Genomic DNA, 24,477 nt, shown 5'->3' with positions numbered 1-24,477 from the left:
TGACAGGCATAAAACGCAATGAGATAAATGGGCGCACTTCCCCATTTTCTCATTGTGGCTTATGACCCGAGGACCTGCCTGCTGGAGCTGGACAGAGAAAAGCGTAAGCAGACGATCACATCTTATAGGCACCATGACAGAAAAAAACTTCCTCAGGCTTGCCTGAAGGAAGTTTTTTTGGCGCTGCCCGCGCATGGGTCAATTTTCACTATTTCATGAAGCGGCCCGAAAATTTCAGGAACCACTGAGTTAATTTCATGAACACCAACTGTTATCTTCTGAACAGCCGGTGTTTTTTCATGAACCTCATCAGTTATTTCCGGAACCACCCCTATTTACCCCACAACCGGTTTTTTCAACAAGCCTACTGTTATCGCCGTCACAACTGTACCAGCTACAATTGCAATCAGATAAAGCAGCATGTTGATCGCTGCCCCTTCAAGTGTCGGGAAGACAAAGATTCCGCCGTGTGGTGCGCGCAGTGCAAGGTCAAACCAAAGCGTCAGACCGCCTGCAACTGCAGATCCCGCTACTGCTGAAGGAATTACGCGCAGCGGATCGGCTGCTGCGAATGGAATCGCACCTTCTGTGATAAAGAATGCGCCAAGGAAGTATGCTGAAACCCCTGTTTTACGCTCCTGCTCATTGAACTTTTTACGGAAAAGAGTTGTCGCAAGTGCCATTCCAAGCGGCGGCACCATTCCACCGGCCATAACTGCTGCCTGCGGGCCGAACTGACCGTCTGCAGCGACTGCAAGTGCGAATGCATATGCTGCTTTATTAATCGGGCCACCCATATCAATGGCCATCATGCCACCCAGAAGCAGACCAAGCAGTGCAAGGTTCCCTGTACCAAGTCCACCTAACCAGTTAATGACACCCTGGTTAATCGCGCTAAGCGGTTGAACCGCCCAATACATAATTAATCCTGTGATTAAAATACCGAACAATGGATAAATCAGAACCGGCTTTAAACCGTTAAACACCTGTGGTAAATTCGCGAATACACGTTTTAAGCCAAGTACTAAGTAACCTGCAAGGAAGCCGGCGATGATCCCGCCAAGGAAACCTGCGTTACTTGAAGCTGCCATCAGACCACCGACCATACCCGGGGCAAAACCTGGGCGGTCAGCAATACTCATCGCGATAAAGGCTGCCAGGACTGGAATAATCAGCGCAAAAGCATTCTCTCCGCCAATGTAACTTAAAATATCCCCAATCGGCGAGCGTTCACCCGTCAGCTGGTCTTCAAACATGAATGATAGTGCAATCAGAATACCCCCACCAACGATAAACGGAAGCATATTCGATACACCGTTCATTAAGTGCTTATAGACACCTGAACGGCCTTTTGCCTGACCTTCTTCTTTCTTTTCTCCTGATCCACCGCTGCCCTGATAGACAGGTGCATCCTGCTTGATTGCACGGTTGATCAGCGTTTCAGTTTTACGAATGCCGTCAGTAACCGGCACTTCGATGACGCGCTTCCCTTTAAAGCGTTCCATCTCCACATTCGTATCGGCTGCCACAATAATTGCTACAGCGTTTTCAATCTCTTCCGCTGTGAGCACGTTTTTAGCGCCATCTGAACCGTTCGTTTCAACTTTGATTGGTACATTCATTTCTTTCGCTTTATTTTTCAGTGCATCTGCTGCCATATACGTGTGTGCAATCCCTGTGGGACAGGCAGTTACAGCCAGGATCTGACCCTTTACCTCTCCAGTTGACTGCTCTTCTTCCGCTTCCTCTTCTTCAAAGCTTGAAATCAGTGCAATTACGTCATCTTCCGTTTTCGCATCAAGAAGTCCCTGCTTCACTTCATCTTTTAACAGCAATACTGATAAACGGCTGAGCGCCTGTAAATGTGTATCATTTGCGCCTTCAGTTGCAGCAATCATAAATACTAAGTGTGAAGGTTGACCGTCAAGAGACTCATAGTCAAGCCCTTCAACAGAGCGTCCAAATGCGATGGCAGGATCTTTTACTGCCTTTGTCTTTGCGTGTGGAATAGCTACGCCTTCCCCAATTCCTGTTGTCGTCTGGTCTTCACGTGCCTGAATCGCTTCACGATACGCTTTTGCATCATTCAGCTTTCCGGCACGGTCTAACAGGCTCACCATTTCATCAATTGTGCCTTGCTTTTCCTCGGACTTCAGATTCAGATTAATCGTCTGTTTAGTTAATAAATCAGTAATCTTCATTGTGCTAACCCCCTTATTTGTACCAGTGGCAAGTAGTGATCAATGTCTTCTTTTACAGCAAGTCCTTCTGAAAATGCGGTTGCTGCCCCGCATGCCATACTCAGTGCAAATGACTCTTTTACAGACAAGCCTTTTTCAAGTCCTGCAAGGAATCCTGCGACAGATGAATCTCCCGCGCCTACGCTGTTAAGCAACTCACCCTTTGGCGGCGTTGCGATCCAGGTCTCATCCTTTGTAAATAAAACTGCTCCATCCCCGGCCATCGACACCATCAGATAATCGATGTCATTCTGATTGTAAAAGTCCCGGCCGTGTTGAACCGCTTCTTCAACCGTGTGAATGTCACGGCCAATATATCCGCCGAGTTCTTTATGATTCGGTTTAATCAGCGTAAGCGGCGTGCTGAGTGCCGGCTCAAGCAGTGATTTCTCTGAATCAATGACTACCTGCATCCCGTTTTGGTGCGCTGTTTCAGCTAATCTTCCATAAAGATCCCGCTCCACGCTCGATGGAATACTTCCTGCGAGTACCAGCGTGTCACCAGTGCCATAGCGGCTGACGAGGCTGATCAGTTCATTCACTTTTTCCGGTGAAATCACAGGGCCTGCTGCATTAATTTCTGTCTCATCATCCGTTTTCAGCTTAATGTTAATTCTTGAATGATCTTCAACGTGAATAAAATCTGCTTTAATTTTCTTTTCCGATAAGGTTTGCTCAATAAACCGCCCGCTGAATCCGCCTGTAAATCCAGTCGCTGTACTCGAAATATCAAGCTCCTTTAGTACCTGGGAAACGTTAATTCCTTTTCCGCCGGCATAAAAAGCGGTCTGATCCGTTCTGTTCAAGTGCCCCTCGCTAAACTTCTCAAGACGCACAACGTAATCCACTGACGGATTAAGTGTTACTGTTAAAATCATATTTCCACCTCTTTTACACTGGTCTGATTTTTGTATAACGCAGCGTTCTCTTCAAGTGTTTCCGTAATCAGAACCGCTTCATTCAATTCACCAAACCGTGCGAATGCAATTTCACCAATCTTTTCTGAATCTGCCAGCACAAAAGCTTCTCTCGACAAACTGATCGCCGCAGCTTTCATCTGTGCTTCTTCAGGGTCAGGCGTTGTATAACCTGACTCATAATGCACACCATTCGTCCCCATAAACGCCTTATCAAAACGGTAGCCATTCAAAGAATCAATCGCCCCTCTGCCAATCAGCGCATTCGTCTTCGGCTTAATAATACCGCCAGTCAGGTAAGTACGAATCCCTTTTTTCATCAGCGCTTCTATATGCATCAGCCCATTTGTCACAACGATGATCTCCTGATCCGGTAAATACGGAATCATATGACTTGTCGTCGAGCCTGCATCAATAAAAATACAGTCACCCTCTTCAACTAATCGTGCCGCTTCCTGAGCGATCCGCTGTTTTTGTTGAAGGTTTTTGACCGATTTCTCTTCCATCCCGGGCTCATCCATTTTCCGTTCCATTCTTCTGGCCCCGCCGTGAATTCTCTTAATGAACTTCTTTTTCTCAAGTTCAGTCAAATCACGCCTGATTGTTGACTCCGATGCGCCGGTAATGTCGATAAGCTCCTGAATCTTCACCGTTTCAAACGATTTCAGTTTCGCTAAAATGATGGAATAGCGCTCTTCAGTCAGCATCTCCATTCTCCTCTTCATGTTGTTTGTAATTTCATTATAAAGACAACGCTTACATAAATCAATCATTTTCTTTCAAAAACATTCAAAAACGTTCATTTGTGATTTCGGAGGGGGTGCGTATGGGTCAAATGACATGAAATGGCGAAGTTCAGTCGCTGAGCGTCGAACAAGCGGTGCTGAACATCGAACCCGTTGTATTTCCCGCCGAACACCCGCTATTTCCCACTGAACACCACTTGTTATACGCCGAACCAACAACCAACGCGCAGTCCCAGCCCACCACAAAACAAAAACCCCTCCGCCAAAACGGAGAGGTTCACTTTTACGAAAAATTCTTCAAATGCGCTATGTATGACAAAGCTTCCTGGAATTCTTCTTCAGTATAATTCTGTTTTTCTTTCACTTTCTTTACTTTCTCAATACATTCCGCCTCTTCTAACGTGTCAAAGTACAGAATCGTTGAGACGAGTTCAAGAAATCTTGAGGATTGCTTATTGAGATCGGTCAGGAATGGTTCGAGTTCTGCTGACGGCGCTTCTGTCTGTGAAGCAAGAAAGTCTCTTCCTTCATCTGTAATCTCGTAGCGATACTGGTAATAACCGCTTTTTTTCTCGTTAAATTCTTTTAAAAACCCCATATTGCAAAGCTCTTCCACTCTGAGTGTCAGTTCCTCGGAGTACGGTCCGAAGAAGTGGAATTGGTACTTTTCGTGAAAAGCATAGTTGTGTTTCTTGGCGATAAAAATGATCTTCTGCAGCTTCTTTCTGCCGACAATTTCATCAACTGCTGAAAATGCCTGCATGAGCCGGGCGTGATCCTTCATCATTGACTTTCTCCCCTTTTAGCGTTCTGTTACCCCGAGAATTCCGAGGATTTTCTGCTTTGTTTCCTTATGAGATGAATCATCCAGCAGACAGTCTTTTGGATAATATAATTTATGGTCTGTTCTTCTTTTCCCTGAAATAGCGTCTACAATCTCAGATTGGCGTGAAAGTTCTTTTATTTCTCCGCCGGGCATTAACAGATGGATTGGCACTCTTTCTTCTTCTTCGCCAGGCCGGTAGAAATCATACGGCAGATCAGATGATGAGTCAACCACCAGATAATAGTCCGGATCGAGCTCAGCCTCTTTAAACAGCTGTTCAAGCTGATTTAATTTTTTATATTCCTTCGAAGGATCGAATTCCACATATTTGAACAGCCTGCGCTGCATAAAACGGTCACACAGGTCTCTTAATATCGGATCCTTCTCATCTTCCCACATTTGAAAATAGTAAGTCACAACGGATTCATCAAGGTTCAGATAATCTTTCAGTGTCACATTGCCTGTGAACATCGACTTAAAGTGCCTTGGTTCATAGGCAAACTGATAGCCCTGCGCACTGAGCTCCTTCGCCCGATGAAGAATCTTGGTTAAAATCACCTCTGAACTTCTTGTGACCGGATGAAAATAGACCTGCCAATACATCTGATAGCGGCTCATAATATAATCTTCCACCGCATGCATCCCACTTGATTTGATGACGACCTGATCATCAAGCGGTCTGAGTACGCGAAGGATTCTTTCCATATCAAAGTGACCATAGCTGACGCCTGTAAAATAGGCGTCCCGCTGCAGATAATCCATACGGTCCGCATCAATCTGGCTTGAGATCAGGCTGATGACCTGCTTGTTTTCGTATGTTTTGGCAATCACATCTGCCACCTTTTGCGGAAAGTCCGGTGCCACTTTTGTCAGCACGCGGTTTACCTCTGTATGCCCTAGGATAATTTCCTGCGTGAAATGCTCATGATCGAGATCAAATACTTTTTCAAATGAATGTGAAAAAGGACCATGTCCAAGATCATGCAACAGCGCTGCGCACAGGCACAGCAGACGTTCACTGTGATCCCACTCCGGACGGGATGCAAATACGTCATCTACGATCCGGCGAATGATTTCATATACACCAAGCGAGTGATTAAATCGGCTGTGTTCAGCCCCATGAAAGGTTAAATAGGTTGTGCCGAGCTGACGGATTCTTCTGAGACGCTGGAACTCACGCGTCCCGACGAGATCCCAGATGACCTGGTCTCTCACATGTATGTATCGGTGGACGGGATCTTTGAATACTTTTTCCTCAGCCAGTTTTTGAAGCGCATACGTCGTCATGTCTGTCCCTCATCTCTTTCGTTATCTATGATTATAACGGGTTATTTTTTCACTTCACGACTTGACAAAATTCAACCTTTTTTAAAAGGCGGCGTCTCAGTTTTTGAGACGAAAAATATATTTTAAAAAGCTATATTAATGCCCAATGTTGTTTTAGCACAGCTGGTGATTGGAGCGGAAGGGGGACGACTCCAGCAGGCTCACCGCACGCCCTGCGGAAAGCGTTCCCCCTGAAGCGGAAATCACCAGCCAAATTTGACAGAGCTATATAAAAAGAAGCTGTTAGTGAAACTTTACCGATTCTGCTGCATCATTTCAACAATAGGACTTTCCGTTTTTTTCATACCGGATGTATAAAACTTCTGTCCCCGGGAGAAAATGATAGCAGAAAGATTCAAAGATTGGAGTGACAAGGATGAAAAATCGTCAGGATGCGTGGATGGAAGAGGATGATCTGCTGCTTGCAGATACAGTGCTTCGGCACGTCAGAGAAGGAAGTACACAGCTCAATGCGTTTGAAGAGGCCGGCGATAAACTTGACCGGACATCTGCTGCGTGCGGGTTCAGATGGAATGCAGTGGTGCGCAGTCAGTTCGAACAGGCTTTAAGTCTTGCAAAAAAACAAAGAAAGCAGCGTAACAGACTGCTTGGCAAGGATCATTCAGGAAAGAAAAAGGTATTATACAAGCCTGATTTCTCTGTTCCGGAAGGGTTTGAGCACGAAGAACCAGCAGCTGTTAATGAAGAGATTGCTGAAGAAAGCACACCTGCTTTTGCACAGCCTGCACCTGTGAAGCGTGTCTCAGAATTAACATTAAGCGCCGTCATAGCCTATCTTCAGCAGCTCGACCGGAACGGCTCACTGCTGCAATCTGACAGGCTCTCATCAGAAGTGAAAGTCTGGCAGGAAAAATACCGCGTACTTGAAAAGAAAGTAGCGTATCTGGAAGAGCGCGAGTCTGCCATGAAAGAAGATTACGACACGCTCATGCAGATCATGAACCGCGCGCGAAAACTTGTTTTGTTCAATGAAGAAGCACAGCCGAATACTTTTAAGATGGACCGGAATGGGAATTTGGAGAAGGTGGCGGAACACTAAATGACATAAGAAACTACTCACAATAAGCCGAACCGGCCCCAGGCACATCACTTAAAAAGGGAAAGGCTGCCTCTGCAGACTTTCCCTTCATTGCTATTTTCCAAGCACACTTTCATTCCGTTTCACAACACGGTCATAATAGCCTGCATACAGATCAAGCTCCTGCCCATTCAATGAACCTGCGACGAGTTCGCCGCTCACTTCCTTTAACGAGTTTAGAAAGCGCAGCATACCATCCTGAACAGTCAGTTCAGATCCGAAGAGTTCTGACAACGAGGCCATGTCTTCAGGATGGATATCAGGATAGCTGAATTTCGTTTCCTCCCCCTGAACCGCCAGATCATAGAAACGTTTTAGAAGTGCCGCACGCTCTGACCCACTGCCGTTCATACATAGGTAGATCTGTACTGCAATCCCGCCGCGCAGGCGCCGCTGGGAGATGCCGGCGAATTTTCTGCCGCCAATGCTGAGATCATAGCTTCCCGGGCAGTAGGAGTGAACGATTTCACGCGCTTCAATTTCCTGGCCGAAGTCAGCGAACATTTCTTTTACAAGTGCGAACATCGCATCATATCCACTGTTAATATCGATTCCTTTATCCTTTTCGGAAAACACAAGTGAAATATTTAATACACCTTCATCAAGCACCACTGCCAGACCGCCTGAGTTGCGGACGATATAGCGCCAGCCTTCTTCTTCAAGAAGTGCCAGTCCTTTTTCTAAATGCGGTGTGCGGGCGTCCTGTGTCCCAAGTACAATCGTGCGGTGATGCACCCAGGACCTGGCCGTTGCAGGCGCTTCCCCGCTTCCTGAAGATGCACAGAGCGTATCGTCCATCGCAAATGACTGCAGCGCTTCAAATGACGGGCCCATACTCGACTGGTCGATGATTCTCCATACCGGCTGTTTTAATAAAGTTAATCCCTGATCTTCCATTGTTTCTGATTCTCCTCTTGTTACTGGCTGAAAAAATTATATCATACAAAAAACACGCAAATGTTCAAACTTATCTTAAAAACCTATTGACGTGAGAATGATTATCATTATAATTTAAATAGTGTTGATAATCATTTTCAATTAATTCTACTCAGAAGGAGTGTACATCATGAAAAAGGCATGGTACTTATTTGGTTTGGCTCTGATCCTTGCAATCTTAACAGCTTGCGGTAACTCAGGTGACGAGGAAACAACAACTGAAGAAAACGATTCTTCAGACGATTCAGCAGCTACTGAGGAATCAGCTGGGGAAGTTAACCTTTATACGGGACGTCATTATGAAACGGACCAGGCATTATATGATCAATTTACAGAAGAAACAGGTATTGAAGTCAACGTTATCCAGGGTAAAGATGATGAGTTAATCGCACGTCTTGAGCGTGAAGGCGTTGCCTCAGAAGCTGACGTATTCATGACTGCTGATGCAGGACGTCTACACCGCGCGAAAGATCTTGGACTACTTCAGTCAATTGAAAGCGATACTTTAAACGAAAACATTCCCGAAAACCTTCGTGACACTGACAACCAGTGGTACGGACTGACAAAGCGTGCACGTGTCATCGTGTATGATCCGGCAAAAGTTGATGCTGAAGAAATCCAGACGTATGAGTCATTAACGGAAGAAAATATGGCTGGCAGAGTGCTGATCCGTTCTTCTGAAAACATCTATAACCAGTCACTGGTTGCGTCAATGATCGCACTTGAAGGCGAAGAAGCTGCAAAAGAATGGTCTCAGGGAATTGTGAACAACATGGCTCGCGATCCTGAAGGCGGAGACCGTGATCAGGCAAAAGGAATTGCTGCAGGTGAAGGTGATGTCGCTGTCATGAACACTTACTACCTTGGACAGATGCTGAATTCTGAAGATGAAGAAGAAGTGAAAGTTGCTGAAGGTCTTGAAATTGTATTCCCTAACCAGGATACAACTGGTACACACGTTAACATCAGTGGTGCCGGCGTAACGGCAAGCAGCAAAAATACAGAAAACGCTCAGAAATTCATTGAGTTCCTTTCTTCTGAAGAAGCTCAGGCAGAATTTTCTGAGGCAAACTATGAATACCCTGCAAACGCTAATATAGAAGCTTCAGAACTTCTTCAAAGCTGGGGCGAGTTCAAAGAGCAGGATATTAACCTGACTGAACTTGGTGAAAACAATGCACGTGCCCTTCAGATTATGAATGAAGTCGGCTGGAAATAATATGATGAGAGCTGTGTCGCCTGTTTCAGGTGATGCAGCTTTTTTGTATCACCTTTTGCGTGATATCCATCACCTTTTTGCGTATTTAACTCACCTTTTTATTTTTCACCCGCTGAAGCCTGATCCCGTGATTTTTACGTCATCTCTGGCGGTTTATCTATCGCCTCCACACTTTTTTCAATCACCTTTTCGTTTTTTCGCTAACCACCACCCCCGCTAAACGCACATCTCCCCCACACGCAATTTGTCTGATTTTTGACACACCACGCAACCTTTCCTGCGGTAATTCCTGCTAAATAAGCGTTTTCAACTATACAAATCAAATGAGAACTGTTATCATTATCAGGGAACGATTGCAAGCTTTTTGTTTGTACATTGAATTGCAGATGTTAAGGACGTGTCCAGCTTGAAGGTGTTTCGAAAAATACCAGGTTATCTGAATATCTGGTCACTCTTAAGCTTAATCATCGTTATTCTGATTTTGCTTCCAAACTTAACAATATTAATTAACTTTTTTACTGAAAAAGCAGAAAACTGGGCGCATATCCAGGAATTCATTCTGCCTGACCTGTTGAAAAACACGGGTCTGATTATGCTCTTTACCGGATTGTTCGCAACCTTAGTCGGTACCAGCCTTGCATGGCTCGTATCAGCCTATGACTTTCCGATGAAGAAATTTTTTAAATGGGCGCTGATTTTACCGCTCGCGATCCCGCCTTTTATCGCAGGATATACGTATAACGGCATCCTCGATTATACAGGTGTGATCCAGACGACACTCAGAAATAACTGGGATATGACAGTGAACCAGTCGTATTTCAATATTCTTAACCTGCCTGGTGCAGTGTTTATCTTTACAATGTTTCTATTTCCTTATGTATATACGATTACGCGTGCGTTTTTAGCGCATCAGTCAGCATCACTCGTTGAAAATGCCCGTCTGCTCGGCCGGAATTCATGGGAGATTTACTTCAAAGTTGTTCTTCCAATTTCCCGCGGTGCGATCGTAGGCGGTGTCAGTCTTGTACTGCTTGAAGTTTTAAATGATTACGGACTCGTCCAATATTTCGGAGTCCCGACATTCAGTACAGCCATTTTCCAGACCTGGTTTGGCATGAATGACCTTAATTCAGCGATCAAGCTTGCTGCTACACTGATGTTTATCGTGTTTGCGATCCTGATTCTTGAAAAAGTGATGCGCGGACGGAAAAAATACAGTTCTACAACGGCGAAGTCCAGACCGCTGAAACCGATTAAGCTGAAAGGGTCTAAAGCCTGGATTGCATTCGGCTACTGCTTACTTATTTTCATGCTTGCTTTTATGATCCCATTCATCCAGATGATTGACTGGATGTTCCTGACTTTTGAAAAGATTGCATCGCCGGAGTTTACTTCTTTAATTATGAACTCAGTGCTTGTCTCCTTTATCGGGGCAGCGCTTGTGATGGTATTTGCGGTGATTATCGCAAACTTTGCCAGAATGCATCAGAGCTTTATTTCAAAGTCAGCAGCGCGGGTTACGATTCTAGGCTACTCGATACCTGGAGCCGTGATTGCAGTCGGGATCAGCACGATTTTCATTGATCTTGATAAATGGCTGTTTGCTTTTTATGAAGCAGTTGGTATGGAACCTTCTTTGTTCCTGAGTACGAGCTTATTCATCCTGATTTCAGCGTATATCATCCGTTTCCTTGCGATTGGATATAATTCGGTTGAAGCAGGATTTGATAAAATCGGAAATAAATACACTGAAGCATCAAGGATGTTAGGCCTGAATCTGACAAAGACATTTTTTAAAGTAGACCTGCGTATGATAAAAGTTCCGCTGATCAGCGGCTTTATCCTGGTCTTTATTGATATTTTGAAAGAACTACCGTTAACCCTGATTTTACGGCCATTTAACTTTGACACTTTAGCCACTAAAGCTTACCAGTACGCAAGTGATGAGCAGATTCATGAAGCATCCCTTGCTTCTATATTGATTGTTGTCATCAGCGGTATTGCGATCTACATCTTCCATCAAGTTTTAGAAAAGGAGCCGAATTGATTATGTTCGTAGAAATCAAAGATCTGTGCTTTTGTTATGGAAAGACGAAAACAAATACAATTAACCATTTTCATTTAGAAATTGAACAGGGTGAAATTATTTCGATCCAGGGTGACAGCGGCAGCGGTAAAAGTACAGTCCTGCGCCTGCTTTGCGGACTTGAAGTCCCTTCTAAAGGGAAAATTTCAATTGATGGTGCAGTGATGACTGATGACCGACGTTTTGTCCTTCCTGAAAAACGCGGTATCGGCATGGTGTTCCAGGATTATGCCCTGTTTCCACATATGACTGTACTCGAAAATATTCAATTCGGCTTAAAAAAGTTCAGCCGCAGCGAACGAAAGCAGCGTGCTGATGAAGTGCTTGAGCTTGTGAATATGACAGCCTACGGCAAGCGTTACCCCCATGAATTAAGTGGTGGACAGCAGCAGCGTATCGCGCTCGCACGCGCCCTTGCACCTAAACCGTCACTTCTATTGCTTGATGAGCCTTTCAGTAATCTTGACGCAGGCCTGCAGATTAAGATCCGCAGTGAGCTGAGAGAGATTATTAAGAAGACAGGTATCACATCTATCTTCGTTTCACATGATCTGGAGGATTCAAAAGCAATTGCAGACCGTATTGTCACAATGCGCGACGGTGCAGCACACGACTGGGAATCGATCTGTACAACAAAAAAAGAGCAGCCGGAGCTTCAGCTGGTTGAGATGAAATAGGATGGTTGGCAGCGGAGACTAAGTCTTCGCTGCTTTTTTGTGGCGTTGCTGTTGAGACGGTCAATTCTTGTGATATGACCACAAACCCGGGTGTATCAGACCATAACAGAGAAAGACGCGACCATTACCGGCCACTATACGACCACAGCCGCAAAAGAATCCCCCGCCTGATTGCTCAGACGGGGGATTTATGATCTTATAGTGACTGGCCTGCTGTAATTAATGCAAGCTTGTACACATCTTCTTCATTACATCCGCGTGAAAGGTCATTCACCGGTGCATTCAGACCTTGCAGGATCGGACCTACTGCTTCAAATCCGCCAAGGCGCTGTGCAATTTTGTAGCCAATGTTTCCTGCTTCAAGACTTGGGAATACAAATACATTTGCATCGCCCTGGATCTCAGAATCAGGCGCTTTACTTTTCGCTACAGAAGGAACAAATGCTGCATCAAACTGGAATTCACCGTCTAATGTCAGTTCAGGGTTCGCTTCTTTTGCAACCTTGATTGCGTCCGTTACTTTTTCAGTTTCCGGAGATTTTGCTGAACCTTTCGTTGAGAAGCTTAACATCGCAACACGTGGGTCCACATCGAACATCTCAGCAGTCTTTGCACTCTCGAGCGCGATTTCAGCAAGGTCATTGCTGTCTGGTGAGATATTGATCGCGCAATCTGCAAATACGTATTTCTCATCGTCACGTACCATGATGAATACGCCTGAAGTCTTCTTCACGCCTTCTTTTGTCTTGATAATCTGCAATGCCGGGCGCACTGTGTCAGCAGTTGAGTGTGCCGCTCCACTTACTAGTCCGTCAGCACGGTTCGTGTACACAAGCATCGTGCCGAAGTAATTCTCATCTAAAAGAATTTCACGTGCCTGATCGGCTGTCGCTTTTCCTTTACGGCGTTCAACGAATGAAGAAACAAGTTCATCAAATTCAGGGTAAGTTGACGGGTCGACAATGTCACATCCGTCTAAAATCACATTTGATTCATTTGCTTTTTCTGCAATGGCATTCGGATTACCGACAAGAATCGGTGTTAAAATATTCTCTGCAGCAAGACGGCTTGCCGCTCTTAAAATACGCTCATCTGATCCTTCAGGGAATACGATACGGCGTTCTTTACCAGTTAATTTTTCTTTTAATCCTGTGAATAAATCGCTCATGATTCATCCTCCTAAATTGGTCTCTACTTGTAAGCATACCCCATCTGTAAGTGAATTCAACCAATAGCTATGATGTCAACGTTTTCATTGAAAAAGTTTTTGTTTTCGGACAATTTTTAAGAAAGTTAGTATGTAATAACCGATTATTTCCGCTTCAGGGGGACGCTTTCCGCATGAGCCGTATTGTGGCTCCGGTTCAATCGGCCCTCCTCGGCGCGGGGCGCCTGCGGGGTCTCAGCTGTCACGCTTCTCCTGCTGGAGTCGCCCCCTTCCGCTACAATAATCTTAATGTATCTATCTAAACAAAAAGTATATAAAACCCATCTTACTATCGACAGATCATCTACCGCCTGAAACGGCCACCAGCGCTGCCTAAACTCCAACAATTTCATGAACCCCTCCCCCTCATTAGCTGTCACTATCCCCTTTATGATAAGATGGAAACAGTGAGTTTATATGACATTTCATTTAGGAGTGACTGAATATGAGTGAAGCAGCAACTACGCTGGATGGCTGGTATGGCCTGCATGATTTTCGTAAGATGGACTGGACTTCGTGGAAGCAGTTATCAAGCGATGAGCGCACAGCGGCAATTAATGAGTTCCAGCAGTTTTTAACTAAGCTGAATGACGTACAGGATCAGGATCAGGGCAGCCATTCGTTCTATTCAATCGTTGGTCAGAAGGCGGATTTTGTTCTGTTTATTCTGCGTCCGACGATGGAAGAGCTGAATGAGCTTGAGAATGAATTTAACAAATTAACGATCGCTGATTATACAGTGCCTACTTATTCGTATGTATCTGTGGTTGAGCTCGGAAGCTACGGGTCTAAGGAATCTGATGAGGATCCATATGAGAATCCTTATGTGAGATCACGTCTGTATCCGAAACTGCCAAAATCAAAGCACATCTGCTTTTATCCAATGGATAAAAAGCGTGAAGGCAATGATAACTGGTACATGCTTTCAATGGAAGAGCGTAAAAAGCTGATGTATGATCACGGCATGATCGGCCGTCAGTATGCTGGTAAGATTAAGCAGATTATCTCAGGCTCAGTTGGTTTTGATGACTGGGAATGGGGCGTAACGCTTTACGCGGATGATGTGCTGCAGTTTAAGAAAATTGTCTATGAAATGCGTTTTGATGAAACAAGTGCGCGCTATGGTGAATTTGGTGCGTTCTATGTGGGGAACCTACTTGAAGATGAGGACCTGCCGAAGTTTCTTCACGTATAAATTAATTTGCCCGGTCTGATCACTCAGCCCGGGCTTTTTCTATGGATTAATGACAGGAACCTCAATTCCCTCACCAAGCGGTTCAAGCGTCTCATAGTGGACAGGGACTAACCTTGTGCCCGGTTCAATATGATAGTTGTAAAACCTGATATAACTTTCTCCTTTGTTCAGACTATCCATTAACGAGCTTCCGTAAATCGTTTTTTCTCCTCCCGGCGACACCAGCTCAAATGAAACTTTTTCTGCTTCCGGATCGCTGAGCTCCATGTCAAACTGCACCGACACAGGTGTAATCACCGTATTAGTTACCGTCATTGTATGCCCCTCCGGCAGGGTGATCACTTCATTCATTTCTATCTGAGAAGAAGGCGCTGTCATTTCTTCAGTAGGCACCGTCAGCTCGAAGGTCCACGGTTCCGGCAGTTCTATTTTCTCCATACCAAGGACGGAATGATAGGAAATGCTGATCTCAAGCTCTTCTTCTGCAGGAATTTCCGCGAGATCCACTTCGTTATAAATGGTAAAAGCATTTCCCGCTTCATCAATTGACTGTGCCATAAATTCATTTGCTGACGTTACGCCATTAATCACAACTTCCGGCTCAAGCTGCTTGTCGTAAGAGAAATCGAAGTCATTTGCCGGTTCAAGTAGGCTGCTGATAAAAAGTCTGTCCCCATCAATCATCAGCTCGTGCAGTGTCAGCGTCCCTGAAGTGGTTTCCTGCTTCAGATCAACCACTTTTTTATAGTCAGTATAATCACCCGGTTGCACTTGGCTGACGAAGCTTTCAATTGAACCGCCTGAATATTGTTCATCAGCGACAAGAGGCACTGTCAAATAGATGCTTGCACTCATGACAAGGACAGCTGCTGCGGATATCATCAGCATTTTTCCGGATTTCTTTTTTGATCTACCAAGATTTCTTTTCACCCGCTTCGCCCACTTCTTCTGCTCAAAATGGGATAACTGTTCCGTATGCTCATTTGTATCAATCTGCAAATCATTCAGCTTTTCATAGATATTCATCGCTACACCTCATTCCGCGCTAAAAGCATCTGTTTTATTTTCTTACGGCCTCTCGATAGCTTTGTATGAACCCATGATTCTTTGACGTTCCACTGTTTTGCAATCTCCCTTGAAGAAACGCCTTCGTCATAATATTGCCTGAACAGCTTCTTTTCTTTTGGACTCAGTGGTGCAAGCAGCTCTTCAAATTCCTCTTCAATATCAGCAGATCCGTCTGAAAAGAGGTGATCAGCAACCTCACCATAAGACTGCTCCTGCTGCATTTGTCTAATTTTTTTACGCTGATGATCAATCGTTCTATACTTTGCCACTGCAGCAATCCATTGACTCAGTTCATTTTTAACAGGGTCGAATGCATGTATGTTTTCCCAAATAGCCATGATCGTATCATCAAGACATTCGTCAAGCCCATCATGGTTATAATTTAGTTGTTTCCTGATCACAGACTTGATTAAGCCGCCATATGAATCGATTAAAATATCTATTGCTTCTTCATTGCGCTGGCTGATCATCATTGTCAGTTTCTGATCTGATTCTTTCAAACCCCCACCTCATTTCTTCAAAACTCGGTACCTGCCAGTTAATACGCTTAATTTCCGGAAATCCTGTCACTCGTTTCAATAAAATTTTCATTATTTTTATTTTACAGCATATCCTGTTGTGAACGGAGAGCTGATGAGTGAGGTGGCAGTTGATTTAAAGTATCTTGCATTTACATCATGGCTGCAGCAGACTGTCCGGATATTAGCTTATTTTTAGAAATGGAGGATCACAATGACAATGAATCCATCTTATTCTATGGGACAGTATGGTACGGGCCAGTACGGTGGTTACTACCCTAATGTTCAGTATTACGGCCAGCAGCAGGCTCAGCCCCAAGCCCGCCCGCGTGTAGAAGAATCTTATATTGAAAACATCTTCAGGCTGAACCGCGGGAAGCCGACGACGGTGTATATGACTTTTGAAAATAACAAAGAGTGGAACGCAAAGATTTTTAAAGGGATCATTGAAGCAGCAGGACGGGATCATCTTATTTTGAGCGATCCCAACACCGGAAAAAGATATTTATTGCCGCTGATTTATCTGGATTTTGCAACGTTTGAAGGTGAAATTGAATACGAGTATCCGTTCAATAATGGAGCTCAATAAAACAAAAGAGAGCCCGGGAAACCGGACTCTCTTTCATGATTATAAGACTTTTGCGAAAGCGATAATCAGGCAGACCCAACCGCCTAAGAACAACAGTCCGCCAATTGGTGTAATGGCACCTAATACACTGATACCAGTCAGACTGAGTACATACAGGCTTCCTGAGAAGAAAATAATTCCCCCAACAAACAACCATCCTGCTGTACCAAAAAGTCCTGATGCAGGCAGCGTACCGATCAGAACGCCGGTAATTAGAATTGCTGTAGCGTGAAACATCTGATATTGTACCGCTGTGTTCCACGTATCAAGGTATTTTGCCTCTACACGGCCTTCAAGTGCATGCGCACCGAATGCACCGAGTGCGACTGATAAAAACGCATTGATTGCGCCGATGATTAATAGAATCTTCATTTGAAACTTCCTTTCTGAAATGGATCGTGTGTACCCGCTGGTGGTTTCCGTGGGGGACTCCGCTTTCCTGCCCCCGGGCGGCGAGCCTCCTCATGCTTCGCATTGCGGGGTCTCGCCTGTCCCTTCCTGGGGCGGGAGTCTGCGTCCCCCACTCCAACCACCTGCTGAGATAAATTTATTAAAAACATCAATATATCACTTGATTCTGTTTGTTCTGTGACAGATGCGGCAAATATGCTTTAACTCGTAACAATCACTTCAACACCTGTTAAGATCTTCACCCTAAAAATCAAACAGAGAATCACCATTGCCTCCATCCGTTTCGATCGGCTTTTCCTGCAGCGGAGCCTGTTGCTGATAGACTTGCTGCTGGGGCTGTGCGACAGGCTGGACGGGGGCTGGCTGCGGTTGTGACGGCCTTGCCGGTGCAGAGGATGCCTCCTGCCCTAACGCCAGCTCGCACAGTGTCTGAATTGAGCGCAGGTGCTCGCGCTGTGTGCTGGCTGATGCTCCCTGTGCTTTATTTGCTTCCTGCGCGATTTTCTGCAGCAGTTGTTCATATGAAATATTCATCATGATCTCCTTCCGTGCTTTGGCTCAAATAAATAGCATGGATGTCCTGAAGCTCTGAACACTTCAAGGGACGGAAGATGCTTTGTTTTAAAACCATGCGCTTTGCAACCCTTTGGAAACTTCGGGTCCCACGTTACATAATAGTATTTACATGCATTACAATTAATCCGTTTTGATTCAGCCAATTTTTCCGCCTCCTTTAATCAAGTGACCAGTCAATCGGCTCTATTCCATGCTTTTGTAAAAAATCATTCGTTTTCGAAAAAGGTTTGCTGCCAAAGAATCCTCTATGTGCAGCAAGCGGACTCGGATGCGGAGAGGCGATCACTAAATGTTTATCTGTATCGATCAGCTTCGTTTTTGCCTGGGCAGGTTTCCCCCATAAAATAAACACAATCGGCTCATCCCGTTCGCCAAGCAGCCGGATGGCTTCATCTGTTACACGCTCCCAACCTTCGCTGCGGTGCGAGTGCGCCTGTCCCTCTTTCACCGTTAACACGGTATTGAGCAGCAATACACCTTCATCCGCCCACTTTGTTAAATCACCGGACTTTGGCGGCTCAATCCCTACATCTTCTTTTAATTCCTTGAAAATATTTTGCAGTGAAGGAGGAATCTTTGTACCTTGCTGAACGGAAAAGCTTAATCCGTGCGCCTGCCCCTCACCGTGATAAGGATCCTGTCCGAGAATAACTGCTTTCACGTCATGAAAAGGCGTGCGTTTGAATGCTTCAAATATATCATTCATTGGCGGAAATACTTTTCCTGCGCCATATTCTTTTTTGAGAAATTCCCTCAGACGCTTATACTCCGGTTCATCAAAGACCGGCTGAAGCAGTTCCTGCCAATCGTTTTGAATATTGACACCCATCAGTGATCACTCCTCACTCAAAAGTAATATCCGCCTCATATCCTGCATACTCGAAGAACTCTGTCAGTGCGCTCACCGCATTTTCCTCAGCCTGTACAAGAACGCCTTGCTCAACTGCCTCTTGTTCCATCAACGCCTGTGCTTCAGCAGCAATTTCAAAGCCTTCTTCCCAGTTCACATTGCTTCTGAAGATGCCTTCTACTGAAAAGGCCTCAACTTCATCCATTCTGAGGGCAGGCTCCTGCAGTAATTCAGCACGCGGAAGCTTCAAAGAGACTGTTCCTTCTTCTTCGTTTATCTGGATATCATCTTCTGTCAGCTGATCCAGATTCACACCTGCAAGAACTGTGCCTGGCACAACCAACAGCAATGTACGCTGTGTTCCCGGGAAATTGACGTTTATATCCTGACCGAACAGCTGATTATCTGTCTGTTCAACAATCGTTTTAATAAATGCCTGTGAAGTCGCCAGCGCGTTCATATCCTTCACCTGTTCAATGAACGTTTCAGAGTTCTGCTGCTTATTATCACCTGCTATATATTGATACCCGAAAATAACTGCCCCAACAATGACCGCTAAAATTAATAGTCCGATCAATACGCTTTTTAAGCGCCAGATCAGGAATAATGACCTTCTCATTTTATCACCACGTAACAGCCCGCAGGCCGGATTTTTCATACACCGTTCATTATACGGAAATTGTCGAAGGTTGGAAACCTGTTCCTGTTTTGAAAACGCATCAGCATATGCGCATAGACAAAATCCTGTCAAAACTACTCACTATTTCCCGGGAAATGCAGGACGTTTTCAAACATTCCCTGTGCGTGCTATGATGAAGGAAATAATCTTTGGAGGGTTTTTTATGTCTTTAAATAAAACACTTACTATAGCAGGTTCAGATACAAGCGGTGGTGCCGGTATCCAGGCTGACCTTAAAACATTTCAGGAGCACGGCACATACGGGATGACTGCTTTGACGACAGTTGTAACAATGGATCCTGCCAATCACTGGTCACACAACGTCCATCCGCTTCCGATCGATACGTTAAAAGCTCAGATTGATACTGCTTTATCTACTGGTGTTCAGGCCCTCAAAACAGGCATGCTCGGATCAGTCGAAATCATCGAAACAGCAGCACAGGCAATTGACCGCGCTGAAACGGATAAGGTGGTTATTGACCCGGTTATGGTCTGTAAAGGTGAAGACGAGGTTCTGCACCCTGAGACAGTTGGTGCCATGCAGGAACACCTGCTTCCACGCGCAATGGTGGTCACACCTAACCTGTTTGAAGCATGGCAACTGTCAGGCGTTGGTCCGATCCGTACAATTGAAGATATGAAAGCAGCGGCTGCAAAAATTGTAGAAATGGGTGCAAAGTCTGTCGTTGTAAAAGGTGGGAAGCAGCTTGAGCATGATCAGGCAGTTGACCTCTTCTACGACGGTTCAACATTCACACTGCTTGAAGCTGAGAAAGCTGACACTTCTTATAATCATGGTGCCGGCTGTACATTTGCAGCGGCTATTACAGCGAACCTTGCTAACGGTCTTGAGTTAAAAGAAGCTGTAGCGAATGCAAAAGAATTCGTTACATCTGCCATTCATCACGGATGGAAGCTGAATGAATATGTTGGTCCTGTGATGCACGGGGCTCACAGCCGCTATGGAAAGATTGAGATTAAAAAAGAAACACTCAATGCGTAATTAAAAGTTTAATTTACCTTGTTTAAGGAATATACGTAAAAAACAGGATTTCTTAAATGAGGTGAAAACATGATTAACTTTATCGTTGCAATCGCAGTCGCTCTTGGCGCCTTTGGCGGTTTTTATCTGATCACCGGCTCGCTTGGTACAGCCGCAATTGCCGGTCTGATCGGCGGAATCATTGCTGCAGTCGCTGCCGGTTTCTATACCGGTCAACGAAAGCAGGAAATCAAGAAAAACAATGAAGCCCCTCTTCACACAGAACGTACACCTGAAAGAGAAAATAACTCAGGGTATAATCCTGACAGTGATAACGAGCGTAAAATAAAAGATCCAACAAATTAATGAGAGCAAACAATTTGTTAATATTTCGCAGTCAAAAGAAAGATTGAGGTGAACGGAGCGTAAGGCGGTGACTCCAGCAGGAGAAGCCGGTTAGCTGAGATCCCACAGAGCGCAGCTCGAGGAGGCTCAGCGCCGGCCCTGCGGAAAGCTTCCGCCTGAAGCGTAGTGAACCGGTTTACAGCTAAGACATCTGTCTTAGCTTTTTTTATTGTAGGAATCAAAACAGCCTTTTCGCAATCCTGAACAATTTGAAGTAAAATAGAACAAGATGATTATAGGCAAGGAGGAGCACTATGGAGCCTGTCAAAATTGAAGCAGTACAAGAATTGATTAACCGTTTTGCAAATAAAGAAGTGTATATCCATTTAGAAACAACAAACGGATCATACGCATCCCATTTTGATGAAAAGTTTTTTAATGCCGGCGCATTCATCAGAAATGCAAAAGTAGAATATGAACTTGGAAAGATTATCGGGGATCCCCCTTCAAGAGTTGGCCTGAAGCTTGGCAGCCTTGGCTGGATCTACGCTCAGGGTATCACTCACTATGAACTCGACGATCATGGCCGCCTGTTGATGGCGGGACACGATCACCAGGGTAAGCTGGCTGTATCACTACAGATCAGCGAAACGCCTTTTGAGTAAGAGAAAGGAGAAAAACATATGATTGAAAAAGAAAGCCATGTTTTAGTCGTATTCCCTCATCCGGATGATGAAGCGTTTGGTGTCTCCGGAACGATTGCATCACATATTAAAAGCGGTACAGGTGTGACTTATGCCTGCCTGACACTTGGACAGATGGGCAGAAACCTTGGTAATCCACCGTTCGCTACAAGAGAATCATTGCCTGAGATCCGTAAGAAAGAATTAAAAGCAGCAGCAAACGCGATGGGACTCACTGACCTCAGAATGATGGGTCTGCGCGATAAGACCGTTGAATTCGAAGATGATGAGAAAATGGTTGAAATGATGCAGTCACTGATTACGGAAACGAATCCTTCACTTGTGATCACATTTTATCCGGACTATTGTGTTCATCCCGACCATGAAGCGACAGCACGTGCTGTTGTAAGAGCTGTTCACCGCATGGATGAAAGCACCCGTCCAAAGCTTCACTGTGTTGCTTTTGCAAATAATACAGGCGAAGGTCTTGGCGAGCCTGATGTGATCAATGATGTGAAGGAAGTAATGGATATCAAGTTAAATGCAATGCGTGCACATATTTCACAAACTGCATGGATTCTTGAAGACCTTGAGAAAAGACTCGGTGAAAATGACCCGGAAGCCATCCAGTGGGTGACGCAAGAACGGTTTTTTAAATACCGATTTGACCAAGGGTATGAATAAACTGATACGAGAAAATGATTTTTTCCACAAAAAAGCCCATTTGGTAAATGACCTTAAGTCGTTCACCAAACGGGCTTTTTATTATGACCTTTTCAATTCCTCAATTGTCGGCAGTGCTGTCATGGCACCTTTAACAGAGGCTGCCAGTGCACCTGAGCGGCTGGCAAGCTTCACCATATCAACAGCCTTTTCAAGCTTCACATCGCGCACTTCCCCTTCATACTCATGAAGTGAATACAGCATACCGGATACAAAAGCATCTCCTGCGCCGGTTGTATCGACTGCCTGTACTATAATAGCAGGAACGTGCTGCGCCCCGTCTTGAGTAAACACCCAGCTTCCTTCCGCTCCCATGGTAATCAGCAGCAAAGGAATGCCAAACTGCTTCATCACTTCCGCACCTTTTTGAATATCTTCAGTACCTGTTAAAAATTCCAGCTCTTCTTCTGAAATTTTCACAACATCTGCCTGATCAAGCATGGAAGAAATCGTTCTGCGGGCTTCTTCTTCATTAGACCAGAGTGACATGCGCAGATTCGGATCATAGGAAATGATCATGCCCTTTTCACGGGCAATTTCTGCAGCTTTCTTCGTGGCTGATTTCGCCGGTTCACTGATCATAGAGATAGAACCGAAGTGAAGGATTCTTGCTTCTTCAAAAAGCGCTTCATTCAGTTCTTCTGCTTTATAAAATCTGTCTGCGCTCGGGTCTATGTAAAAGTCAAAGCTCCTTTCCCCCTGATCAAGCGTGACAAATACAACACCTGTGCGGTGATCATGGTCAAAATGCATATATTCAGTGTTCACACCATATTGCTTTAACGTACGTTCAAGGAACCTTCCAAGTACATCTTCACCGACTTTTCCCGCAAAATAAGACGGCAGCCCTAGACGCGCCACCCCAACAGCCACATTAGCCGGCGCACCGCCTGGACTTTTGTAGTAAAAATCATTTGTTTCATCAGTCGGGATAAAATCGATTAAAGCTTCCCCTAAAGAAATAACACCTTTTTTCATGTGAGCTCCTCCTGTGACGATATAATAGTTAAAAGTTTATCATATAAAATCAAAACAAGCCGCTCCTAATAATATAGGATACGGCTTAACTAAGAAAAGTGGATGGCGCTCGTTCAGCTCCGACAGGCATAAGACGTGGAGCGGAAAACGGGTGGTTTTCCCCGTTTACCGATGCGCGGCTTATGACCCGAGGAGCTAGCGCCTGGAGCTGGATCATAAGAAAAGCGGAAGCAGGCGTTCAGGTCCGACAAGCATAAGACGCAAAGTGAAAAAGGGCGAACTTTCCCTTTAGCACTTTGTGGCTTATGACTCGAGGACCTGCCTGCTGGAGCTGGACAACTTTACACTTTCGCTTCTGTCTCAGTCAGCTTACGAATCGCTTTTGCCACGCCTTCTTCACGGTTCGTTGATGTGACGTGACGGCAGATTTCCTGAATGTCTTTAGGGGCATTCCCCATAGCAACTGACCAGCCGGCAAGCTTCATCATAGAAACATCATTATAATTATCTCCAATAGCCATCACATCTTCTGCATCGATCCCGCGCTGATTAATAAACCATTCAAGCGCGATTCCTTTTTGTGCATCAACACTTGTGATTTCAAGATTTTCTTTACCTGATGAACTGATTGCAAGTCCGCCGAGGTTATTTAACACCTCTTTTGCTTTTTCCAGCTTTTCAGGTTTGGATGAGAAAGCAAGAAACTTATAGACCGTTTCTGATGAAGAAAATACTGCATGATAATCATCCACTACATGAACGTGGCCTTCATCATACCGGTTTTCTGCTTCTTCTTTTACGTGTGGAAGCGGTGTATCGGGATTGGACGTTAAAAAGATGTCAATCAAGAGTTGAATCCCATGTTCCCTATGATTTGTATACGTACCTTCTTCAGTATAAATTTCAAAGTAAATATCAAGCTGTTCAAGTGCATCAGCTGCTTCGTTAGCCTTTTGTGTGCTAAGACCTTCCTGGTAGAGCTGTTCACCCTTTTCATTGCGGATTTCAGCTCCATTGACAACAATGACCGGAAGTGAGAGACCGGCATTTTTGAGCGGAACGACTGCTTCTTTATAGGATCTGCCTGTTGCGATAATGACTTCAATTCCGGCATCTTTTGCTTCTTTGATTGCCTGAACGGTTTCTTTTCCGACTTCATGGCTGCCATTGAGCAGCGTACCATCCATATCGGAAGCAATTAGTTTAATCATTTTTTCACCTACTTGTTATTGATTGGACTATTGTATCATAGTGGATTTTCTGGAAGGGGTTACACTGCTCAGAATTTACAAATATCATACAAAATAAAAAACAGCAGACACCTGCTGTTATGAGCACATCTGGGCGCGGAGGCCTCTTTTTTCTACTTCTTCTTCAAGCAATTGTATAAAATCTTTTTCAAGGTTCTGCTTTTTCGCAGATTTCAGTGCTTCTAATAATTTCTCATCTGATAAATGATCAAGTGTATTCATCCAGCCCCACCTCATTATTCTTTTTTTATAAAGTTATTTTTCCCAGGCTTCACATTAAATAAACCTGCTTATAAGGGTTCAGTTCATAAA

At 44.7% G+C, this 24,477-nt stretch carries 26 protein-coding genes; 10 read left to right on the top strand and 16 right to left on the bottom strand.

Features of this window, described 5'->3' with window-relative positions; all coding sequences use genetic code 11:
- Positions 1-335: 335 nt before the first annotated feature.
- From JOD21_RS14825 to JOD21_RS14805, 5 genes are all read right to left on the bottom strand, one after another.
- Positions 336-2,201, bottom strand: a complete 1,866-nt coding sequence (locus tag JOD21_RS14825) for a PTS fructose transporter subunit IIABC (protein WP_204730371.1) — start codon at positions 2,199-2,201, stop codon at positions 336-338.
- Positions 2,198-3,118, bottom strand: a complete 921-nt coding sequence (pfkB, locus tag JOD21_RS14820) for a 1-phosphofructokinase (RefSeq protein WP_204730370.1) — start codon at positions 3,116-3,118, stop codon at positions 2,198-2,200. Before pfkB ends, JOD21_RS14825 begins: the two co-directional genes overlap by 4 nt.
- Positions 3,115-3,864 carry a DeoR/GlpR family DNA-binding transcription regulator gene (locus JOD21_RS14815; protein ID WP_204730369.1) on the bottom strand — a complete coding sequence of 250 codons (750 nt, stop codon included), beginning with the start codon at positions 3,862-3,864 and terminating at the stop codon, positions 3,115-3,117. The genes pfkB and JOD21_RS14815 overlap by 4 nt, the downstream gene beginning before the upstream one ends.
- A gap of 322 nt (positions 3,865-4,186) precedes the next feature.
- Positions 4,187-4,690 (bottom strand): YwgA family protein, encoded by a 504-nt coding sequence (locus JOD21_RS14810; RefSeq protein ID WP_204730368.1) that lies wholly within the window; start codon positions 4,688-4,690, stop codon positions 4,187-4,189.
- A gap of 15 nt (positions 4,691-4,705) precedes the next feature.
- A complete protein-coding gene (locus JOD21_RS14805) occupies positions 4,706-6,016 on the bottom strand; it encodes an HD domain-containing protein (RefSeq protein WP_204730367.1) in 1,311 nt (436 codons plus the stop codon).
- Positions 6,017-6,431: 415 nt separating this feature from the next.
- Between JOD21_RS14805 and JOD21_RS14800 the strand changes: the two genes are divergently transcribed.
- Positions 6,432-7,115 carry an RsfA family transcriptional regulator gene (locus JOD21_RS14800; protein ID WP_204730366.1) on the top strand — a complete coding sequence of 228 codons (684 nt, stop codon included), beginning with the start codon at positions 6,432-6,434 and terminating at the stop codon, positions 7,113-7,115.
- A gap of 93 nt (positions 7,116-7,208) precedes the next feature.
- On the opposite strand, the gene lipL is transcribed toward JOD21_RS14800, so the two are convergent.
- Positions 7,209-8,051 (bottom strand): octanoyl-[GcvH]:protein N-octanoyltransferase, encoded by an 843-nt coding sequence (gene lipL, locus JOD21_RS14795; RefSeq protein ID WP_204730365.1) that lies wholly within the window; start codon positions 8,049-8,051, stop codon positions 7,209-7,211.
- Between the two features lie 169 nt (positions 8,052-8,220).
- Between lipL and JOD21_RS14790 the strand changes: the two genes are divergently transcribed.
- From JOD21_RS14790 to JOD21_RS14780, 3 genes are all read left to right on the top strand, one after another.
- On the top strand, positions 8,221-9,309 hold the full coding sequence (locus JOD21_RS14790) for a Fe(3+) ABC transporter substrate-binding protein (protein ID WP_204730364.1): 1,089 nt from the start codon (positions 8,221-8,223) through the stop codon (positions 9,307-9,309).
- A 406-nt stretch (positions 9,310-9,715) separates the two neighbouring features.
- The gene (locus JOD21_RS14785; protein WP_239581623.1) at positions 9,716-11,356 is read left to right on the top strand and encodes an ABC transporter permease; all 1,641 of its coding nucleotides are present in this window, start codon (positions 9,716-9,718) and stop codon (positions 11,354-11,356) included.
- A gap of 2 nt (positions 11,357-11,358) precedes the next feature.
- Complete coding sequence (locus JOD21_RS14780) at positions 11,359-12,072, top strand: ABC transporter ATP-binding protein (RefSeq protein ID WP_041123534.1); 714 nt, start codon at positions 11,359-11,361, stop codon at positions 12,070-12,072.
- Between the two features lie 196 nt (positions 12,073-12,268).
- On the opposite strand, the gene pta is transcribed toward JOD21_RS14780, so the two are convergent.
- On the bottom strand, positions 12,269-13,240 hold the full coding sequence (gene pta, locus JOD21_RS14775; RefSeq protein ID WP_204730363.1) for a phosphate acetyltransferase: 972 nt from the start codon (positions 13,238-13,240) through the stop codon (positions 12,269-12,271).
- A 484-nt stretch (positions 13,241-13,724) separates the two neighbouring features.
- Here pta and hemQ point away from each other — a divergent pair, with 484 nt between their 5' ends.
- Positions 13,725-14,474 (top strand): hydrogen peroxide-dependent heme synthase, encoded by a 750-nt coding sequence (gene hemQ, locus JOD21_RS14770; protein ID WP_204730362.1) that lies wholly within the window; start codon positions 13,725-13,727, stop codon positions 14,472-14,474.
- Positions 14,475-14,513: 39 nt separating this feature from the next.
- Here the strand turns inward: hemQ and JOD21_RS14765 are convergent, their stop codons facing one another.
- On the bottom strand, positions 14,514-15,500 hold the full coding sequence (locus tag JOD21_RS14765) for a DUF4179 domain-containing protein (RefSeq protein WP_204730361.1): 987 nt from the start codon (positions 15,498-15,500) through the stop codon (positions 14,514-14,516).
- 2 nt (positions 15,501-15,502) lie between these two features.
- Entirely contained in the window at positions 15,503-16,042 is a 540-nt protein-coding gene (locus JOD21_RS14760) for a sigma-70 family RNA polymerase sigma factor (RefSeq protein WP_204730360.1), read from the bottom strand.
- 232 nt (positions 16,043-16,274) lie between these two features.
- Between JOD21_RS14760 and gerQ the strand changes: the two genes are divergently transcribed.
- Positions 16,275-16,649 (top strand): spore coat protein GerQ, encoded by a 375-nt coding sequence (gerQ, locus tag JOD21_RS14755; protein ID WP_204730359.1) that lies wholly within the window; start codon positions 16,275-16,277, stop codon positions 16,647-16,649.
- Between the two features lie 39 nt (positions 16,650-16,688).
- Here gerQ and JOD21_RS14750 read toward each other — a convergent pair whose 3' ends face one another.
- From JOD21_RS14750 to JOD21_RS14735, 4 genes are all read right to left on the bottom strand, one after another.
- Positions 16,689-17,060, bottom strand: a complete 372-nt coding sequence (locus tag JOD21_RS14750) for a DUF423 domain-containing protein (protein WP_204730358.1) — start codon at positions 17,058-17,060, stop codon at positions 16,689-16,691.
- Positions 17,061-17,342: 282 nt separating this feature from the next.
- A complete protein-coding gene (locus JOD21_RS14745) occupies positions 17,343-17,636 on the bottom strand; it encodes a YwdI family protein (protein ID WP_204730357.1) in 294 nt (97 codons plus the stop codon).
- 196 nt (positions 17,637-17,832) lie between these two features.
- Complete coding sequence (locus JOD21_RS14740) at positions 17,833-18,504, bottom strand: uracil-DNA glycosylase (protein WP_204730356.1); 672 nt, start codon at positions 18,502-18,504, stop codon at positions 17,833-17,835.
- Positions 18,505-18,517: 13 nt separating this feature from the next.
- Positions 18,518-19,144 (bottom strand): DUF4230 domain-containing protein, encoded by a 627-nt coding sequence (locus tag JOD21_RS14735; RefSeq protein ID WP_204730355.1) that lies wholly within the window; start codon positions 19,142-19,144, stop codon positions 18,518-18,520.
- Positions 19,145-19,367: 223 nt separating this feature from the next.
- On the opposite strand from JOD21_RS14735, the gene pdxK reads away from it, so the two are divergent.
- The 4 genes from pdxK (at position 19,368) to bshB2 (ending at position 21,898) form a co-directional block, all read left to right on the top strand.
- The gene (gene pdxK, locus JOD21_RS14730) at positions 19,368-20,207 is read left to right on the top strand and encodes a pyridoxine/pyridoxal/pyridoxamine kinase (protein WP_204730354.1); all 840 of its coding nucleotides are present in this window, start codon (positions 19,368-19,370) and stop codon (positions 20,205-20,207) included.
- Positions 20,208-20,276: 69 nt separating this feature from the next.
- Positions 20,277-20,552 carry an AtpZ/AtpI family protein gene (locus JOD21_RS14725; protein WP_204730353.1) on the top strand — a complete coding sequence of 92 codons (276 nt, stop codon included), beginning with the start codon at positions 20,277-20,279 and terminating at the stop codon, positions 20,550-20,552.
- Positions 20,553-20,845: 293 nt separating this feature from the next.
- On the top strand, positions 20,846-21,196 hold the full coding sequence (locus JOD21_RS14720) for a YojF family protein (protein ID WP_204730352.1): 351 nt from the start codon (positions 20,846-20,848) through the stop codon (positions 21,194-21,196).
- An 18-nt stretch (positions 21,197-21,214) separates the two neighbouring features.
- A complete protein-coding gene (gene bshB2, locus JOD21_RS14715) occupies positions 21,215-21,898 on the top strand; it encodes a bacillithiol biosynthesis deacetylase BshB2 (protein ID WP_204730351.1) in 684 nt (227 codons plus the stop codon).
- A gap of 81 nt (positions 21,899-21,979) precedes the next feature.
- Here bshB2 and JOD21_RS14710 read toward each other — a convergent pair whose 3' ends face one another.
- The 3 genes from JOD21_RS14710 to sda form a co-directional block, all read right to left on the bottom strand.
- A complete protein-coding gene (locus tag JOD21_RS14710) occupies positions 21,980-22,915 on the bottom strand; it encodes an aminoimidazole riboside kinase (protein ID WP_204730350.1) in 936 nt (311 codons plus the stop codon).
- Positions 22,916-23,256: 341 nt separating this feature from the next.
- A complete protein-coding gene (locus JOD21_RS14705) occupies positions 23,257-24,126 on the bottom strand; it encodes a Cof-type HAD-IIB family hydrolase (RefSeq protein ID WP_204730349.1) in 870 nt (289 codons plus the stop codon).
- A gap of 117 nt (positions 24,127-24,243) precedes the next feature.
- A complete protein-coding gene (sda, locus tag JOD21_RS14700) occupies positions 24,244-24,387 on the bottom strand; it encodes a sporulation histidine kinase inhibitor Sda (RefSeq protein ID WP_204730348.1) in 144 nt (47 codons plus the stop codon).
- Positions 24,388-24,477 lie beyond the last annotated feature (90 nt).

Origin of the sequence: Jeotgalibacillus terrae, assembly GCF_016908195.1 — a bacterium.
Lineage (GTDB): Bacteria > Bacillota > Bacilli > Bacillales > Jeotgalibacillaceae > Jeotgalibacillus > Jeotgalibacillus terrae.
This window is presented reverse-complemented; position numbering and strand designations above follow the sequence as displayed.